Below are 16128 nucleotides of genomic sequence, written 5' to 3'. Positions count from 1 at the left end.
CGCTAATGTTTAATTAATAAGGCGAAACATTTAAGAAAAAGCGTTGTAGCCAGCCCATATTTTGCGATTCGTTGATATAACCATCGCCAACATATTCGATGCGAGCGTCCGCCACTTGTGTGGAGCTTACATGGTTATCTGAGCCAATAGTTCGTGGGTTAACCACTCCCGAAAAACGAATAGATTCAGTGCCTTGGTTAATTACGATGCGTTTTTCACCCACCACATGTAAATTGCCGTTCGCCAGTAGTTGGTCGACGGTCACCGTAATGGTTCCCTTAAAGGTGTTATTCGCATTTGCACCACCTTTACCGCTAAAGTCACTGTTTCCTTTGATATCCAGTTCGGTGTTGTTGCCACCGATCCACCCTTGCATAAAGCCAGGTAATATCGCGGCAAGGAATCCCGTTTTACCGCTGCGATTCGCATTGGCAGAGGAATTTTTGCTGGCGCTGACATTTTCTTGCAAATTAATGGTGAGAATATCGCCAACATTACGCGGTCGCCTATCTTCAAAAAGCGGCTGATAACCGTAATAAGCGGGCTGGGCACTTTGAAATATCGAACCGTTTGGGGAAGGTGCTGTAGGGGCAGAAGGAATAGCCGTCGTTTGTGTATCCACTAACGGACGAGATGGAATGTGAGCACAACCGCTGGTGGCTAAAACCAAAACGGCAAGTAACCATACCTGTTTAGGTGCAGTCAAACGCATCTGCAACGCTGTTTTTTGCTGTTGGGAAATAAGGCCGCTTTCAATCATTATGCTACTCTTTTGCTACTGTGTACGTTGTTTCATCCCAAAGAGATGTCTTTCATAGGGCTCATGAGATCCCCATGAGCGCCTATACAAAACCAATTACAGTTGCGTTAAACGCTGAAGCATTTGGTCTGATGCAGAAACCGCCTTACTGTTAATCTCGTAAGCACGCTGAGTTTGGATCATATTCACCAGCTCTTCTGCCACGTTCACGTTGGAGGTTTCTAACATATGCTGATAAAGCAGACCCGCACCGTTAGTCCCTGGCGCGCTTTCATTCGGTGCGCCTGAGCTCGCGGTTTCCATATAGAGGTTTTCCCCCATACTTTCCAACCCTGCATCATTAATGAAGGTTGTCAGCGTAATTTGGCCGATTTGCTGAGGTTGGCTATCACCATAAACAGTGATAGACACCGTGCCATCCCGCCCAATTGATAAGCTATTTGCGTTATCTGGGATAGTTATTGCAGGGGTAATGAGGTAACCGCTGGACGTCGTTAGCTGACCATCTTGGTTAGGCTGTAATGCCCCATCACGGGTATATGCGTCAGTGCCGTCAGGCATTTGCACATGTAAAAAACCTTGCCCTTTAATGGCGATATCCGTTGTGGTGCCCGTTTTATTCAATGCGCCTTGACCATGAATACGCATAGTTGCAACGGGGCGTGCCCCTGTCCCCAGTTGTAGCCCTGATGGCAAAGAGGTTTGTTCAGAGCTCATCGCCCCTGGCTGGCGAATATTTTGATACATTAAATCTTCAAAAACCGCGCGTTGGCGTTTAAAACCATTGGTGCTAACGTTCGCCAAGTTATTGGAAATCACGTCTAAGTTAGTTTGTTGAGCATCAAGCCCAGTTTTTGCAATCCATAATGAACGGATCATAATTATTCCTTACTGAATTTAGCTGACGGCAAGCAATTGGTTGGCACGTTGGGCATTTTCATCCGCACTGCGAACCACCTTCATTTGCATTTCAAAATGCCTTGCATTGGCTATCATCGACACCATCGCTTCGGCAGCATTGACGTTACTTCCCTCAATCACACCAGACGTCACAACCGCACGGTCACTCAGTGGCAATACATTGCCATTCGCGGCTTGCCCCTGAGGGGATAAATGGAATAGCCCATCTTCCCCGCGAATTAAGTCTTGCGGCTGCGCTTCAACCACTTTCAAACGGCCGATTTGCCCCAACATGGTTGGCGGATCCGTCGCCAGCAATGCGGTGATGGTGCCATCCATACCAATAGTGATTTCTGCATTTTGCGGGACGTTAATTGGTCCGCCATCGCCTTGCAGGCGGCGCTCACCAATCACTAACTCACCTTCGCCCGAAATTTGGATATTCCCATTACGGGTATACGCTTCCGTGCCATCGGCTAATTCAACCGCCAAAAAATGCTTATCGTTTAACGCAACATCTGTTGGCTTACCTGTGTAATTCAGCGGCCCTTGACTCATATCCGCGCCAGGGGTTGAAGACACCACTAAGGTTCTGGTTTGCGCGCTCTCTCCATTTACAGGTACAGCACGCATTGCAGATAACTGGGCTTTAAACCCTGCGGTAGACACATTGGCAATGTTGTTGGAAACCACCGCTTGGTTCTCAAGCGCATGGCGTGCTCCACCCATTGCGGTATAAATGACGTGATCCATGGCCACCCTCTAGGCTTATCGTAAGTTAACCAACGTTTGTAACATTTGGTCTTGCGTCTTGATGGTTTGCGCGTTTGATTGGTAATTACGCTGCATCACAATCATGCTGATCAGCTCTTGGCTCATATCCACATTGGAAGATTCCAATGCACCGCTGGTTAATTTACCAAATTGCCCCACGCCCGGAACGCCATCCATCGGGTTGCCCGATGCGTTTGAAGATGCCCATACGTTGCCACCTTGGGAAACCAGGCCATTCGGGTTCGCAAACGCAGAAAGCGCCACTTGCCCAACCACGCGTTTTTGTTGGTTTGAGTAGTTAGCAACGATTAAACCGTTATCTTCAATTTTGAAACTGGTGTATTCACCCGCAGGAAAACCATCAACATCAATGGCACTGACGGAGGACTCGCTTACTTTTTGTTGGCGGGTTTTCGATAAATCAACGTTTAAAACGCCGTCATCTGCACCATTTAAACCATTGTAGTTAAAAGGAAATGTTGCTTTATCTGCGTCTTTTAGTTTTCCGTTACCATCGAACTCTAATTTGCCAAGTTCTTTTGCCGATTTATCCCCTGCATCTTTTGCGTAAGCCGTCCATTGGTTGTCCGCATTTTTAACAAAGTACACGGAAATTTCATGGGTGTTACCTTGGCTGTCATACGCCGTCATCGTTGTGCTGAAGTTATAGGTTGAGGAATCATCAGGCTTATCAACATCAAAGGCTTTGTCTTTGATTTTGTCTTCTGAGTTCAAGTTAATGGTTAACTTGGCAAGTTCAGATCTTTTCGCATCCATCATGTCTGTTGGGATATTTAACCCTTCAGGCACACCACCGCTTTGAATGGTGACATTCCCTTTTTCATCGACACTGGCTGGGTAACCTGTCACCACCATGCCTTGGTTATTGACTAAATTACCGCTTTTATCGCGCAAAAATTGGCCATCACGGCTGTAATAAGTGTCGCCATTTTTGTCTTGAACGCGGAAAAAGCCGCTGCCTGAAATCGCCACATCAGTTGGTCTATCTGTACGTGTAATTGGGCCGTCTTTAAAGTTTTGCGTAACCGCTGCAACGTTAACACCAAGGCCAACGCCAGAACCTGCGAACATATCAGCGAATGATGTCGTTGCACCTTTAAAGCCGTTAGTTGCGGAGTTGGCAATATTATTACCAATTGAATCGAGCCCCGCTGACGCTGCATTTAAGCCACTGACTGCTTGTGAAAAAGACATATTTTCTCCATGAGTATTGGGGGTAAAATTAAGAAGAAGGGTAAACTTTGAAAATGCTGCTAAGAGGCACACTTTGTCCGATGCCAACATCTAATAATGGTGCGTCAGAACCTGGTGTGACACCATTAACGCGGGTATAGCCCAGTTTCGTGACCTCAACTTCAGCCCCGTTTCTGATAGCTCTCACATCAAAGTAATATTTCCCTTTCGTATCGGTGACTAAGTTGCCGTTATTGTCCAAACCATCCCATGCCATGTCATAAATGTCGGGCTTAACTTCAGAGTCATAGGTGATGGTTCGCACAACCATTTTGTTTTTGTCGCGAATGGTGATTTCAACACTATCGGCCAATTTCGGCAAAAAGAAACCAAATGGCGATGAAATAAATTCAGATTTTGGCTCTTCGCCGTCCTCTTCAGATGTGTTTTGATTGCTCAGCGCAGAGGTAGATGGGCTGTTTGGACTAATTCCTTCATCTGGCAGCGGGTTCGATGGTTTCGTCACCGTGCTATTTTCGCCCGAACTCTCTTTTTTAAGCGGAGCTAAAATAATTTCATTGCGCGGAATAAGTACGCCTTTGCCCACTAGCGCAGTAGCTTGTAGAGATTGCCCTGAACCGATTTGCTGGGAAATACCACTCACGTTATCACTGAGTTTATTCATACTTTCCAGCGTGGCAATTTGTGCCAATTGGCTGGTTAAGTCGGTATTTTCCATCGGGTTCGTTGGGTCTTGGTTTTGCATTTGCGTCACAATCATTTTCAAAAAAGTGTCACGCATATCGTCACTTTGACTTTTCTTAGGCACATTACTTGCCGCAGGTTCTGGCCCTGCGGTAGTGTTGTCTAAAGAATCGTACATCGTGGCTGCAATCCCCATGTCGTGCCTCCGTTACTGGCCAATAGTCAGTGTTTTTTGCAGCAAGGTTTTTGCTGTATTCATCACTTCTAAGTTGGCTTGGTAGCTACGAGAGGCCGAAATGGTGTTGATCATTTCCCCCACCATATCCACGTTAGGCATTTGCACATACCCTTTCTCATCGGCTAAAGGATGACCTGGTTTGTATTCCATACGTGGCGGTGCTGGGTCTTCAATCAGTTCACTGACTTTTACGCCACCCACTTCGTGGCGGCCTTGTGGTGCCATCTGAAAAACCACTTGTTTAGCGCGATACGGCTGGCCATCAGGCCCCGCAATACTTTCTGCGTTAGCCATGTTGCTTGCACTGACGTTTAAGCGCTGAGACTGGGCTGTTAATGCAGAAGCTGAAATGTCAAAAATACTCAGTAAGGCCATAATGATTACCCTTGCTGTAAAACAGCCAACATGCTTTTAACTCGGCTATTAATAAATGTAAGATCAGCCTGATATTTCAGGGTGTTATCGGCGAATTGACTGCGTTCAATATCCATATCGACGGTATTACCATCCATTGAGGTTTGGTAAGGGACGCGGTATTTCAAATCCATATTCGGTGCCTTAATACCTCGGCCTTCAATATGGCCTTTGGCTGTCACTGCCAGTGCCACCCCTTTGCCATTCACGGCGCCTTTATCCATCGCTTGTTGGAGTTGACGATTAAAATCAATATCCCGCGCCTGATAACCTGGTGTATCCGCATTAGCAATATTGGAAGCCAGAACGGTTTGCCTAGCTTCACGTATTGACAACGCCTGCTGCTGGAAGGCAAACGTGGCATTTAACTTATCAATCATGGTTACCCCTAATGGATGCAAAGCGCTCATTAACGACGAACGCTCGTTATATCCGTGACTCAACTGGTAAAAACACACCAGCAGAGTACGAATGTTAAAATTCGACGTGCATATCTTAGCGGTCTACGAAAAAATCTAATGGCGGGATAAAGGCAAAATAATTGACCTATTTGGCTCATTCATTATGAAAGAGGTGGGTAAACTGCAAGCGTGAAAAAGTGTGTTGATAAAGGAGCGAGTACCCCGATGGCTAATCTTAAAAAATTGACCTATTGCATAATAATCAGTGGATTAAGCTTAACTTCAGCGCTATCTCAAGCTTCTCTTCCACAAGATATCAATCACTATTTTCGCCAAGTGCATGGCAAAAAAAACCACGTTTCCATTGAGATAAAAACACCGATTGAAAAATGGCCAAACTGTGATAAACCGCAGATCAGCCCGCCTATTGGTGGACGCAACATGGGAAATGTGTCGATACCTGTGCAATGTGGGAAGAAAAAACAGTTTTTGCAGCTCACCGTTAATGTGACGGGGCAATATTATGTGGCAACCCGTAATTTAAGCCGCGGTGAAACGATTGAATTTGTTGATATCGGAACCAAAAAAGGCCTGCTACACAAATTACCAACAGGAGCCAGTACGGACAAAATGGCGCTGCGGGGCGCAATTGTGCTACGCACAATTACTGCAGGGCAAACATTCACCAAGTCAATGGTTAGGCAGCCTTGGGCGATCAAAGCTGGGCAAACCGTATTTGTATTTGCCAATGGGGATAATTTCTCGGTGAAGTATGAGGGACGCGCGATTAATAATGCCACCGCTGGGCAAAATATTCGTGTAAGATTGCTCAATGGTCAAGTGGTCAATGGGTCAGCACAAGAGAATGGCAGTGTTAATATCGCGTTAAAATAAATGCCATCAAGACTGAAGTCATTTGAAATATAACGCGTCCATTTTTAACGTAAAATGGCTGAAAATGAATGTTTACCTTAAAGTAAAATGAACGTTATTTGGAATATGACAAATAAAAGCAATATTTTGTAACACTATAAAAACTAAAGATCCCCAAAAATACGCCGATAACTCACATATGATAAAAATCGGGAATAGGAAAATACATTATGGCTATTGAGCAAACCCCTGCAATTTCTGCGCTGACTCAAGTAACAAACCGTGATCCGCAAGATGCGGCGGCCCCGATGCGCGATAAAAAAGTTGCTGCTGATGTCACTGTCAAAGAAAGTACTTTTGCGCCTAGCGAATTACAAAAAAAACTATTGCAACCGCAAGCCTCTGATATCAACCTCGCAAAAGTTGAAAAAATTAAACAAGCTATCAAAGATGGCACCCTAACGATGGATGCGGAAAAAATTGCAGATGGCATTTTACGCGATGCCCACGAATGTATGTTATCGATGAAATAAATAACTGTTATGACTGATGAATTACTGATATTGCTAGAGCAGCAACTTTCCCATTTACAATCACTGCAAATCGTGATGAAAAATGAAGAAATCTTATTAGGTTATCACCGTGTACCGCCATCCCCCTTCCAAGAAACGACTGAGCAAAAACGCTTTCTTGTTGCGGCTATCGGCCACGGTGAAACCCATCGCTTGCAGCTTGAGGCACAGGCTGAAATCACCGCGCCTTACGAAAGCGATGCAGCCTTGGCTGGTCTATGGGAAGCAATTAAAGTGTTAACGACAGATCTTAAAGAGCTAAATTATCGTAACCATCAAATGCTACAATTACACATTGAGCTCAATACTCAGCGCCTGAATTTTGTCAAAAAACACAATAACCAATCTACCTATGGTGCTGATGGCTTAGAATCAAAACGCCCTGTTTTAGGTAAGAAAATTTCGATTTAATTTGCAGAATAGTTTATTTAAAAAATATTAATTAAATAATAAACATTCTCTCATCTATCATTGTGAGAAGCCTCAATGCCGCGCCATTAGGCTTAATCTCCCCTCTTTCCCACTTAGACACACTCTCTTTCGTCATGTTTAAGATAAGCGCAAGGGAAGATTGTGAGATATTATTTTGCTCACGGATACGCTTAATATCTTCCCCTGTCATTGGTTTAGGGTGGGCAAATTTAGCTTTGAGTTCTTTGGCTTTTATTCGTGCTTCAATACGCCGTGCAGCACTATCATCGGTAACACCAACCGCTTCCATGTCTTCTGCAAATTGCAGTAATTCTTTCATTTTATTATTCATAATTAACCTCCACTAACAGGTTAGCGTTTAGCATTTTCATTATTTTTTCATCATCTAATTGCAAAAGTACCTTCGCGATATCTTTATAAGATTCGAGGGTATCGTCCTCAATTTCTTTAGTTCCTTTTGCATTTAAACGCGATTTCAGCCAAGCGTCAGCAAAAAATAAGTGCCGCCCCCTGCTTATAAAAAATAAGTATTCTAACGCCTCCGCTTTTACCTTTTCCTTGTAGTGGCAAACGCTTTTTGATAACGCCACCACCAAGATGGGCTTCATATTGGCCTGCAAACACATCCATTGCCCCCATAATTTTTACTATAGTAAAAATTACCATAGTTTGAATAAGAGTAAATCCGAATTCAGGTTAAACTCTCCGTATGAGGTATACAAAAAAAGGAGCGGCTTGATAGGAATCGACCCGCTCCTTTTATCTCAACATCTTCGTAATTAGCCTTGGCGAATAGAGCTTCTTATCAACTACCACTAATCATTGACGTCATTCTAATTTTACGGTGATCTGTCATTTCTAAATTCGACATCACCACCAATTGTGGCAAGCTGCGGCGCAAAAAGCGCGAAAGAATTACCCGCAACGCATGGTTCACTAACAAGACATTAGGCGCCCCCATCGCCTCTTGGTGAGAAACCGCTTGCTCCGCTTGCGTTTGGATAAACTGCGCAAGGTTTGGCTCTAATCCACCGCCATTTTTCGCCGCTTGCAGAAGAATTTGTTCCAGTCCAGCATCTAACCCAATCACTTGAATTTCTTCCGCATTACCAAACCATTGCTGAGTAATCGCACGGCCTAGTGCAATACGAACTTGTGATGTGAGGTAATCAGTATCTTTTTGCTCACCATTTTCCCCTGCCATTTCCGCTAACGTTTCAATGATGGTACGCATATCGCGGATCACCACATCTTCCATTAATAAATTTTGCAAAACACGATGCAAAATCGTTAATGAAATCGTGTCAGGGATCAGATCATCTGCCAGTTTCGGCATCTCTTTTTTCACTCGGTCATACAGCATTTGCGCTTCTTGGCGGCCAAATAATGTGCTCGAGTTTTGCAGTAAAATTTGGTTGAAATGTGTTGCAACCGCCGTACTTGCTGAAACCACGGTATAACCTTGGATTTGCGCTTCTTCCCGTAAATCGTCATCAATCCAAACTGCAGGTAAACCAAAAGCGGGCTCTCTTGTTGCATCCCCTTGTAACGTCCCCGCGGCATTACCAGGATCAATGGCTAAACTACGCCCTGGTTGCGCTTCGCCGCGTCCTACCTCTGCACCTTTAATTAAAATACGGTACTCACAAGGGGAAAGCGCTAAATTGTCACAAATGTGGACGACTGGCGGTAAGTAACCGACTTCTTGGGCGAATTTTTTACGCAATCCTCGCAGACGGCCTAATAATTCACCTTGCTGGTCGTTATCCACAAGTGGGATCAAACGGTAGCCCACCTCCATTGCCAATAAGTCTTCTAATTGCACATCATCCCATGTAGCTTCTACCACCTTGTTGGCCTCTTGGAAATGTTGTGCTTGGTTATTATCTCCCTTTGCACTTTCTGGTTGTTGAGATTTACGCACTAAATACCAACCTAATCCCGCAAGTGCCGCTGTAAATAATAAGAAGACAAAGTTTGGCATCCCTGGGATCAGACCTATCAACCCCAAAACACCTGCACTCAGCCACATAACACGCGGGTTATTAAACAGTTGGTTAACCATCTGCTCACCGACGTCTTCATCCGTCGCAACACGGGTCACGATAACCCCTGCTGCTGTGGAGATAATCAACGCAGGAATTTGAGCAACAAGGCCATCACCGATTGTCAGCAAAGTGTAGGCGCTCGTGGCATCCCCCAGCGACATATTGTGTTGACCTACACCAACGATTAACCCGCCGACCACGTTGATCACCATAATCATGATCCCCGCGATAGCATCGCCACGTACGAATTTACTGGCACCGTCCATCGAACCGTAAAAATCCGCTTCTTGCGTCACTTCTGCACGACGTTTTTTGGCTTCATCATCATTGATGATCCCTGCATTGAGGTCAGCATCGATAGCCATCTGCTTACCGGGCATTCCGTCTAACACAAAGCGAGCACCCACTTCGGCGATACGCCCCGCCCCTTTGGTGATAACCATAAAGTTAATTAAAACCAAAATGATAAAGACTACGATACCAATGGCAAAGTTGCCGCCCACTAAAAAGTGACCGAATGCCTCAACGACTCGACCTGCGGCGTCAGGCCCTGTATGCCCATCCAGCAAAATAATTCGTGTTGATGCGATATTCAACGATAGGCGTAATAACGTGGCAAATAGCAAGATGGTTGGAAATGCAGCAAAATCGAGGGTTCGCTTGGTGAACATCGCCACCAATAACACCATGATAGAAAGCGCAATATTAAAGGTAAACAGTAAATCCAATAAAAATGCGGGTAATGGCAATACCATCATCGACAAAATCAATAAGATTAGAACTGGACCCGCGAGTATTTGCCACTGCGTTCCTTGTAAGTTTTTCGGCAATTTTAAAAGTGCAGCCAAATTAGCCATCGCGATTGTTATCTCCAGCAAAGTCCAGCGTCGGTGGCACTGGTAAATTTTTCGGTTTTTTTGGTCTGAGCCCACCTTCACGACGCCAACGGCGCAGTTGGTAAACCCATGCTAAAACTTCCGCAACCGCCGCATATAACGCGACAGGGATGCTTTGCCCTATCTCTGCATGACGATATAACGCCCTTGCAAGCGGCGGTGCTTCTAATTGTAATATTCGGTGTTCTTCACCAATTTCCTTAATGCGCTGCGCTATCACCCCCGCGCCTTTCGCCAATACTTTTGGTGCCCCCATACGTTTATCATCATATTTCAGCGCCACTGCATAGTGCGTAGGGTTAGTCACTATCACATCGGCAAGTGGCACATCCGCCATCATGCGATTTCGCGCTATCGCCCGCTGTTGTTGGCGGATTTTCGCTTTAATATGTGGGTCACCCTCTTGCTGCTTAAACTCATCTTTAATTTCTTGGCGGCTCATACGCAATTTCTTCAAATGAGAGCGAAATTGATAAAACACGTCAAATGCCACCATTGGGATCAGCAAAAACACAATCAAATACCCCGCAAAAATCACTTTTTGCAGGGCATTACTCAGTGCGGTAACCGGTGACTCCATCACTAAATGCAGCAATGAAGGCCAGCTTTGCCATAAAAAAATAAATGCCCCCAACCCAACAAACAATGATTTCAAAATTGCCTTGAACAATTCCGATAAGGCATTCATTGAAAAAATACGTTTTAGCCCTTTAATTGGATTGAGCTTTTTTAAATCGAATTTAATCAATTTACTGTTAAACACTAACCCGCCCACTAAAGACGACGCGGAAATCCCGACGAGCGCTAAACCGCCAATAACAGGCAATAATGCAAATAACGCCTCACTCACCACACGCCCTAAGTAGCTGATCATTAAGCCTGTATTTTGCAAATAATGGCCATCAAAAATAAAGCCTTGGCGGGCAATTTGGCGAAGTTGTACCGCAAGGTGCCCCCCGCTTAACCAAAGCAAACTGATGCCCGCCAACATCATCATTAGCGAGCTAAGTTCCTTTGAACGAACGATTTGCCCATCATCTTTGGCTTTCTGCTTTTTATGGGGGGTGGGCTCTTCTGTTTTTTCTACATCACTCTCGTCGGACACCGTGGTTCCAAAATTTAGCGAAAATACGAGTTATCGCTATAGCATGACAGAGTGTAAAAAAATCAATGGTGGAAAATAGACGCTGTTCGAGGGGGTTATTTGCCTATTGCACAAGAAGACAGCAATTTGGCGAAGCGCTTGGCAAATAAAAAACGGGTAATCCTATTTTTCTCGCACAGAGAAAAAATGGCGATAATATATCCATATTCACACGAAACTGTGATAGCTTACACGGGTGAATACACGTGTATAAGGAACTTATCATGAGCAATCTGACAACACATAGGATTAAAAAAACAGTGAGTGTAACCGTGACACCCGAGCTATATGAGCAAGCCAAACAAGCGAAATTAAACTTATCGGCCATCTTATGTAAAGCATTAGCCGAAGAATTAAAAAAAGTGGAAGCCATAAAGTGGAAAGAAAAAAACATCGCGGGTTTCAATGAACTCAATAGGATCAGCGAAGAGCACGGGCTGCTCTCAGACAAATACAAGGAATTTTAATGCAGTACCATCTCTATCAAAATAAAGGCGATGCCATTCGTGCTCCCTACTTAGTTGATATTCAAAGTGATATTATTGATATTCTGAATACTCGATTGGTCATCCCTTTATATGATAGCGATTTATTACATCAGCCAATACCTGATAAACTCACCCCGTGCCTTTCGATTCTTGACCATGACTATATTTTAATGACACACTTAATGTCTGCTGTACCGAAATCACTATTAGGTAAAGAAATCAAAAATTTAAGTGATGAAAGAGAACGTATCAAAAAAGCCATTGACCTACTCATTGATGGGTTCTAATTAATAAGGTTCTTATGGATACTTGCCACCTAGTCGCCCCCGATATCACACTTGAAGATGCACCAAAAGAAGCCGCTCGTATGCTCAATTGGCTACAAACACAAGGCATCATCGACCCTAGCTTCCAAGCAATTGAATATGGTGAAGTGATTTATCGCCCAATGCCAGCTTATAAAGAGCCCATATTGTACGTTATTGATGGCAATATTGTTCCCACCCAACTGCCTGAAGACCAATTAAAAAATACCCTATCCATTGTCACAGAACGTACTGTTTTTCACGCAGGCGGCAATGGGATTGGCATTTACTGCCCACAATGCGGCAATGAACAAACAGAACACAGTCATGCATGGAGTGATGCCGTTTCTGATTGGTATGAAGGAAAAAACGAAGACTTATCCTGCTTTCAATGCAATTTTCATTCACCGCTTTTCGGTTGGCAATTTAACCCTCAATGGGCCTTTGGTAACCTAGGTTTTAGCTTTCATAATTGGGATATTAGCGATGATTTTATTGCCCAATTTGAGCACGCATTAGGTAGTAAAATTATTGCCGTCTACCAACATGATTAGCACAATATTATTTAGCCATTGGGTTTAACGTAATTTTCATGCCAACAGCTTGCGCATATTTGAGTAATGTACCGAGTTTAGGGTCAAACTGCCCTTTTTCTAAACGGGAAATATTTTGCTTTTGTGTTTGCATTTTTTCAGCAATTTCAACTTGCGTGAAATTATTAGCAAGGCGAGCCATACGCAACTGGCTAATTAACGCTTTGCGCATTTCTAATTCAAGGCAAGCGGTTTCTTGGTCAAGTTCTTCTCGCCTTTCCCCTGTTTCATCATTTATCAAAGTAGAAATCAAATCATTATTTATCATCTGAGCACACTCGATCACAGTAAGCTAACTAATTGAAATGGATAATATGAAGCTACGTTAATCGTTATCAACTAATGTAGCTCCATAAAAAACGGTCAGGTTATCGTAATAACCTAAAAACCAAGTTCATCAAGTAGGTCATCAACTTGTGACTGTGATGCCATCACATTAACGCCTTCTTTATTGATTTGCGGGCCATTGAGTAAACTTTCGTTTTGTGTTTTCGCACGCATTTCAGGTGGCGTATTTTCCATTAACAATGCCAGCAGTTGTTTCTCCGCTTCTTCAACCACTTCCATCATTTTTTTGATGACTTGCCCTGTTAAGTCCTGAAAATCTTGCGCCATCATGATTTCCAGTAATTCAGCCTTAGTGGTTTCGCTGTCTTGAATCACTTGCCCTAAAAAAGCTTCTGTTGACTCACGCAATTGTGTAGGAACCGCACCAGTCGCTGTTTCTTGCCATTGCTGTTGCAACGCCTGCGCATTTTTATTCATATCCACTTGCAGTGGTTTGATGACATCAATGCCATTTAAGGTTTTTTCTGCCGCTTGCGCCGTCATTTGCGCGATATAACGCAGTCTGTCTTTCCCATCTGGAATGCTTGCAACAGCCTGTTGGACACTTTTTTCTAACCCCAATTCGCGCATACTTTCACGCAAGGTTCTCATCAGCGTACCAATGCGTGTAATGACTTGTTTTAAATCATCATTACCATTGCGAATACCTTCCATACCCACTTGCTCAGTCATGAAAATCTCCTTTGGCACTCACTATTATTGCAGTCCCATTTTTTCAAATACTTTATTCAGTTTTTCTTCTAAGATAGCGGCAGTGAACGGTTTAACCACATAACCACTTGCCCCTGCTTGTGCAGCAGCAATGATGTTTTCTTTTTTCGCTTCCGCCGTTACCATCAAAACAGGGATATGCTTAAGTGCATCATCGCCACGAATGGTTTTAAGCAGTTCTAAACCATCCATATTTGGCATATTCCAATCTGCAACCACAAAGTCGATGTTACCCGCACGGATTTTTTCTAATGCATCAACGCCGTCTTCTGCTTCTTCTATTTTGCTAAACCCGAGCTCTTTTAATAAGTTACGGACGATACGACGCATGGTAGAAAAATCATCAACAACCAGAAAACTAAGATCTTTAGCGGCCATAACCACTCCTTCAAATACAATTGTGAATTTCCGCCGCTGTTAAACAGAGACAGAAGAAAGTCTTGCTAAAACACTTGGGGCAATTTTTCGAATATCTTGCACTTCGTCCACTGCATCCATTTCAATCGCAGCTCGTGGCATACCAAATACCACACAGCTACTTTCGTTCTGCGCGTAAGTAATCGCCCCTTGTTTACGTAAATTCAATAACCCTTTGGCGCCATCCATCCCCATACCAGTCAGTAACACACCAATGCATTTTCGTCCGACACATTGAGCAACTGAATCAAATAACACATCTACTGACGGGCGATGGCGATTAACGGGTTCACTTTGTTGCAAAATCACTTGGAAACCTTTGCCTTTATCTGCAATTAACATATGAGAATCACCTGGCGCGATATAGGCGTGTCCTTTTTGCAGTAACTCATTGTTTTCTGCCTCTTTTACCGTTAGTACACACAATTTATTCAGTCTGTCAGCAAATGAGCGGGTAAACCCTGCGGGCATATGCTGCGTGATCACCACAGGTGGGCATTCACGGGGTAGCATTTCTAAAAATTGGCGGATAGCTTCTGTCCCGCCAGTAGATGCACCGACCGCAATCACACGGCTGTTACACACATACGGAGACAAGGCTTTGGCTTGAGCAACTGGCTCAGACACTTTTTTCTCTGGCCGCGCAAACCGACTGCGTTGAGTGATCTTAGACATTGCCGCTGCACGGATTTTTTCACCAATAATGTCACGGTAGCTCATCATGGTTTCGCGAATGCCGATTTGTGGTTTAGTGACAAAATCCACCGCACCAAGCTCTAACGCTTTAAGCGTTACTTCAGAGCCTTTTGATGTCAATGTAGACACCATCACCACGGGCATTGGGTGCAAACGCATTAATTTTTCTAAAAAATCAATACCATCCATACGAGGCATTTCAACATCTAACGTGATCACGTCGGGTTCAAGTTGTTTAATTAAATCACGAGCAACGTAAGGATCAGGTGCGGTATCCACCACCTCCATGTCTTCATGGCTATTAATGATTTCACGCATTAATTGACGCATCAGTGCTGAGTCATCCACACATAGCACTTTAATTTTTTTCATTACCCCCTCCTTCCAGCTTGCACGCTGTAGACGGTTTGTCCTTTGATCACAAAGCGTTGTGTTAATTGTGATAAGTTTTCTGAATGCCCAATAAATAACAAGCCATCTGGCTTAAGCAGTGGTGCAAAACGCTCAAGCATTTTTATTTGCATTTCTTTATCGAAATAAATCATTACGTTACGGCAAAAAATTGCATCAAAGCGATGTTGGAGCTGCCAGTCATGGTCACTCAAATTTAAGTAACGAAATTCAATCATCTGCCTTAACGCGGGCTTGACTCGTGCATACCCCTCAAACTCACCAACCCCTTTCATAAAGTAACGTTGTCGCTGAAGTGCACTAAGTGATTTCAGCTCCTCGATGCGGTAAACACCTTGTTTCGCTTTTTCAAGCACTTCCGTATCAATGTCACTGGCAATCACTTTGGCATTAACGGCATTTGGCCCCAGTACATCACTTAATGTCATCGCGATAGAATAAGGCTCTTCCCCTGTTGAAGAAGCTGCACACCAGATGGTGATTGGGTTATTTTTACGTGTACGAATAAAATCCGTTAACGTGACAAAATGGTGTGGCTCACGAAAGAATGCGGTTAAGTTTGTGGTCAATGCATTGACGAAAGCTTGCCATTCCGCGTTATGTGGCTCGCGCTCAAGCATCCGTAAATAGTCAGAAAAGTTGTCGAGATTACAGTCACGTAACCGCTTTAATAGCCGGTTATAGACCATATTTTTTTTATTCATGGTTAGGACTATGCCTGATTTTTTATGAATAAATCGACAAACCCGACCAAACTCATCATCAGTCAGTGGTTCTATCTGTGGTACAAAAAGCATCGTACTTGTCG

22 protein-coding genes are annotated in these 16128 nt (G+C 43.9%); 6 read left to right on the top strand and 16 right to left on the bottom strand.

Translation table 11 applies throughout. The features are described from left to right. Positions 1-13: 13 nt before the first annotated feature. From KDJ85_RS00770 to flgB, 7 genes are all read right to left on the bottom strand, one after another. Positions 14-712, bottom strand: a complete 699-nt coding sequence (locus tag KDJ85_RS00770) for a flagellar basal body L-ring protein FlgH (protein WP_225818346.1) — start codon at positions 710-712, stop codon at positions 14-16. Between the two features lie 144 nt (positions 713-856). Further along, positions 857-1639, bottom strand: a complete 783-nt coding sequence (flgG, locus tag KDJ85_RS00765) for a flagellar basal-body rod protein FlgG (protein ID WP_225818012.1) — start codon at positions 1637-1639, stop codon at positions 857-859. A gap of 18 nt (positions 1640-1657) precedes the next feature. After that, complete coding sequence (locus KDJ85_RS00760; RefSeq protein WP_225818010.1) at positions 1658-2413, bottom strand: flagellar basal body rod protein FlgF; 756 nt, start codon at positions 2411-2413, stop codon at positions 1658-1660. Positions 2414-2428: 15 nt separating this feature from the next. Then, a complete protein-coding gene (flgE, locus tag KDJ85_RS00755) occupies positions 2429-3649 on the bottom strand; it encodes a flagellar hook protein FlgE (RefSeq protein WP_225818008.1) in 1221 nt (406 codons plus the stop codon). Positions 3650-3677: 28 nt separating this feature from the next. Next, positions 3678-4529 carry a flagellar hook assembly protein FlgD gene (locus KDJ85_RS00750; RefSeq protein ID WP_225818007.1) on the bottom strand — a complete coding sequence of 284 codons (852 nt, stop codon included), beginning with the start codon at positions 4527-4529 and terminating at the stop codon, positions 3678-3680. A 12-nt stretch (positions 4530-4541) separates the two neighbouring features. After that, positions 4542-4946: a flagellar basal body rod protein FlgC gene (gene flgC, locus KDJ85_RS00745; protein WP_047755990.1), complete on the bottom strand. Its 405-nt coding sequence runs from the start codon at positions 4944-4946 to the stop codon at positions 4542-4544. Between the two features lie 5 nt (positions 4947-4951). Then, positions 4952-5365, bottom strand: coding sequence for a flagellar basal body rod protein FlgB (gene flgB / locus KDJ85_RS00740; protein WP_206083846.1), 414 nt, complete (start codon positions 5363-5365; stop codon positions 4952-4954). A 246-nt stretch (positions 5366-5611) separates the two neighbouring features. Here flgB and flgA point away from each other — a divergent pair, with 246 nt between their 5' ends. The 3 genes from flgA (at position 5612) to KDJ85_RS00725 (ending at position 7242) form a co-directional block, all read left to right on the top strand. Then, on the top strand, positions 5612-6280 hold the full coding sequence (gene flgA, locus KDJ85_RS00735; RefSeq protein ID WP_225818006.1) for a flagellar basal body P-ring formation chaperone FlgA: 669 nt from the start codon (positions 5612-5614) through the stop codon (positions 6278-6280). A gap of 209 nt (positions 6281-6489) precedes the next feature. Beyond that, positions 6490-6792: a flagellar biosynthesis anti-sigma factor FlgM gene (flgM, locus tag KDJ85_RS00730; protein WP_225818004.1), complete on the top strand. Its 303-nt coding sequence runs from the start codon at positions 6490-6492 to the stop codon at positions 6790-6792. A 9-nt stretch (positions 6793-6801) separates the two neighbouring features. Then, positions 6802-7242: a flagella synthesis protein FlgN gene (locus tag KDJ85_RS00725; protein ID WP_206083843.1), complete on the top strand. Its 441-nt coding sequence runs from the start codon at positions 6802-6804 to the stop codon at positions 7240-7242. Positions 7243-7273: 31 nt separating this feature from the next. On the opposite strand, the gene KDJ85_RS00720 is transcribed toward KDJ85_RS00725, so the two are convergent. From KDJ85_RS00720 to flhB, 4 genes are all read right to left on the bottom strand, one after another. Next, positions 7274-7594 (bottom strand): helix-turn-helix domain-containing protein, encoded by a 321-nt coding sequence (locus tag KDJ85_RS00720; RefSeq protein WP_225818002.1) that lies wholly within the window; start codon positions 7592-7594, stop codon positions 7274-7276. Positions 7595-7749: 155 nt separating this feature from the next. Next, positions 7750-7893 (bottom strand): type II toxin-antitoxin system RelE/ParE family toxin, encoded by a 144-nt coding sequence (locus tag KDJ85_RS19265; RefSeq protein ID WP_420851536.1) that lies wholly within the window; start codon positions 7891-7893, stop codon positions 7750-7752. 175 nt (positions 7894-8068) lie between these two features. Next, positions 8069-10168 (bottom strand): flagellar biosynthesis protein FlhA, encoded by a 2100-nt coding sequence (flhA, locus tag KDJ85_RS00710; RefSeq protein WP_225818001.1) that lies wholly within the window; start codon positions 10166-10168, stop codon positions 8069-8071. Further along, on the bottom strand, positions 10161-11312 hold the full coding sequence (gene flhB / locus KDJ85_RS00705) for a flagellar biosynthesis protein FlhB (protein ID WP_225818000.1): 1152 nt from the start codon (positions 11310-11312) through the stop codon (positions 10161-10163). Before flhB ends, flhA begins: the two co-directional genes overlap by 8 nt. 263 nt (positions 11313-11575) lie before the next feature. Between flhB and KDJ85_RS00700 the strand changes: the two genes are divergently transcribed. From KDJ85_RS00700 to KDJ85_RS00690, 3 genes are read left to right on the top strand one after another with little or no spacing between them, the layout of a single operon-like run. Continuing rightward, the gene (locus KDJ85_RS00700) at positions 11576-11818 is read left to right on the top strand and encodes a type II toxin-antitoxin system CcdA family antitoxin (protein ID WP_225817998.1); all 243 of its coding nucleotides are present in this window, start codon (positions 11576-11578) and stop codon (positions 11816-11818) included. Continuing rightward, entirely contained in the window at positions 11818-12126 is a 309-nt protein-coding gene (locus KDJ85_RS00695) for a CcdB family protein (RefSeq protein WP_225817997.1), read from the top strand. The genes KDJ85_RS00700 and KDJ85_RS00695 overlap by 1 nt, the downstream gene beginning before the upstream one ends. 14 nt (positions 12127-12140) lie before the next feature. Beyond that, a complete protein-coding gene (locus tag KDJ85_RS00690; protein ID WP_225817995.1) occupies positions 12141-12698 on the top strand; it encodes a hypothetical protein in 558 nt (185 codons plus the stop codon). A 7-nt stretch (positions 12699-12705) separates the two neighbouring features. Here KDJ85_RS00690 and KDJ85_RS00685 read toward each other — a convergent pair whose 3' ends face one another. The 5 genes from KDJ85_RS00685 to KDJ85_RS00665 form a co-directional block, all read right to left on the bottom strand. After that, positions 12706-13005, bottom strand: coding sequence for a helix-turn-helix transcriptional regulator (locus tag KDJ85_RS00685; RefSeq protein WP_225817994.1), 300 nt, complete (start codon positions 13003-13005; stop codon positions 12706-12708). A gap of 113 nt (positions 13006-13118) precedes the next feature. Further along, the gene (locus KDJ85_RS00680) at positions 13119-13757 is read right to left on the bottom strand and encodes a protein phosphatase CheZ (protein ID WP_225817992.1); all 639 of its coding nucleotides are present in this window, start codon (positions 13755-13757) and stop codon (positions 13119-13121) included. A gap of 24 nt (positions 13758-13781) precedes the next feature. Beyond that, on the bottom strand, positions 13782-14174 hold the full coding sequence (gene cheY, locus KDJ85_RS00675) for a chemotaxis response regulator CheY (protein ID WP_206083837.1): 393 nt from the start codon (positions 14172-14174) through the stop codon (positions 13782-13784). Between the two features lie 39 nt (positions 14175-14213). Continuing rightward, on the bottom strand, positions 14214-15281 hold the full coding sequence (locus KDJ85_RS00670) for a protein-glutamate methylesterase/protein-glutamine glutaminase (RefSeq protein ID WP_225817991.1): 1068 nt from the start codon (positions 15279-15281) through the stop codon (positions 14214-14216). Beyond that, entirely contained in the window at positions 15281-16117 is an 837-nt protein-coding gene (locus KDJ85_RS00665; RefSeq protein ID WP_225817989.1) for a CheR family methyltransferase, read from the bottom strand. Before KDJ85_RS00665 ends, KDJ85_RS00670 begins: the two co-directional genes overlap by 1 nt. Positions 16118-16128 lie beyond the last annotated feature (11 nt).

The organism is Providencia vermicola (genome assembly GCF_020381325.1).
GTDB classification, from domain to species: Bacteria; Pseudomonadota; Gammaproteobacteria; order Enterobacterales; family Enterobacteriaceae; genus Providencia; species Providencia vermicola.
Note: the sequence above shows the minus strand (reverse complement) of the source record. Positions and strands in the feature narration are given on the sequence as shown.

What these genes read in the sequence shown, in the direction of transcription:
- flhA (WP_225818001.1), bottom strand. Translation starts at nt 10,168, where the DNA reads ATGGCTAATTTGGCTGCACTTTTAAAATTGCCGAAAAACTTACAAGGA.
- KDJ85_RS00680 (WP_225817992.1), bottom strand. Translation starts at nt 13,757, where the DNA reads ATGACTGAGCAAGTGGGTATGGAAGGTATTCGCAATGGTAATGATGAT.
- KDJ85_RS00770 (WP_225818346.1), bottom strand. Translation starts at nt 712, where the DNA reads ATGCGTTTGACTGCACCTAAACAGGTATGGTTACTTGCCGTTTTGGTT.
- KDJ85_RS19265 (WP_420851536.1), bottom strand. Translation starts at nt 7,893, where the DNA reads ATGGATGTGTTTGCAGGCCAATATGAAGCCCATCTTGGTGGTGGCGTT.
- KDJ85_RS00695 (WP_225817997.1), top strand. Translation starts at nt 11,818, where the DNA reads ATGCAGTACCATCTCTATCAAAATAAAGGCGATGCCATTCGTGCTCCC.
- KDJ85_RS00665 (WP_225817989.1), bottom strand. Translation starts at nt 16,117, where the DNA reads ATGCTTTTTGTACCACAGATAGAACCACTGACTGATGATGAGTTTGGT.
- flgM (WP_225818004.1), top strand. Translation starts at nt 6,490, where the DNA reads ATGGCTATTGAGCAAACCCCTGCAATTTCTGCGCTGACTCAAGTAACA.
- KDJ85_RS00700 (WP_225817998.1), top strand. Translation starts at nt 11,576, where the DNA reads ATGAGCAATCTGACAACACATAGGATTAAAAAAACAGTGAGTGTAACC.
- cheY (WP_206083837.1), bottom strand. Translation starts at nt 14,174, where the DNA reads ATGGCCGCTAAAGATCTTAGTTTTCTGGTTGTTGATGATTTTTCTACC.
- flgA (WP_225818006.1), top strand. Translation starts at nt 5,612, where the DNA reads ATGGCTAATCTTAAAAAATTGACCTATTGCATAATAATCAGTGGATTA.
- KDJ85_RS00685 (WP_225817994.1), bottom strand. Translation starts at nt 13,005, where the DNA reads ATGATAAATAATGATTTGATTTCTACTTTGATAAATGATGAAACAGGG.
- flgB (WP_206083846.1), bottom strand. Translation starts at nt 5,365, where the DNA reads ATGATTGATAAGTTAAATGCCACGTTTGCCTTCCAGCAGCAGGCGTTG.
- flgG (WP_225818012.1), bottom strand. Translation starts at nt 1,639, where the DNA reads ATGATCCGTTCATTATGGATTGCAAAAACTGGGCTTGATGCTCAACAA.
- flgC (WP_047755990.1), bottom strand. Translation starts at nt 4,946, where the DNA reads ATGGCCTTACTGAGTATTTTTGACATTTCAGCTTCTGCATTAACAGCC.
- KDJ85_RS00725 (WP_206083843.1), top strand. Translation starts at nt 6,802, where the DNA reads ATGACTGATGAATTACTGATATTGCTAGAGCAGCAACTTTCCCATTTA.
- KDJ85_RS00690 (WP_225817995.1), top strand. Translation starts at nt 12,141, where the DNA reads ATGGATACTTGCCACCTAGTCGCCCCCGATATCACACTTGAAGATGCA.
- flgE (WP_225818008.1), bottom strand. Translation starts at nt 3,649, where the DNA reads ATGTCTTTTTCACAAGCAGTCAGTGGCTTAAATGCAGCGTCAGCGGGG.
- KDJ85_RS00720 (WP_225818002.1), bottom strand. Translation starts at nt 7,594, where the DNA reads ATGAATAATAAAATGAAAGAATTACTGCAATTTGCAGAAGACATGGAA.
- KDJ85_RS00760 (WP_225818010.1), bottom strand. Translation starts at nt 2,413, where the DNA reads ATGGATCACGTCATTTATACCGCAATGGGTGGAGCACGCCATGCGCTT.
- KDJ85_RS00670 (WP_225817991.1), bottom strand. Translation starts at nt 15,281, where the DNA reads ATGAAAAAAATTAAAGTGCTATGTGTGGATGACTCAGCACTGATGCGT.
- KDJ85_RS00750 (WP_225818007.1), bottom strand. Translation starts at nt 4,529, where the DNA reads ATGGGGATTGCAGCCACGATGTACGATTCTTTAGACAACACTACCGCA.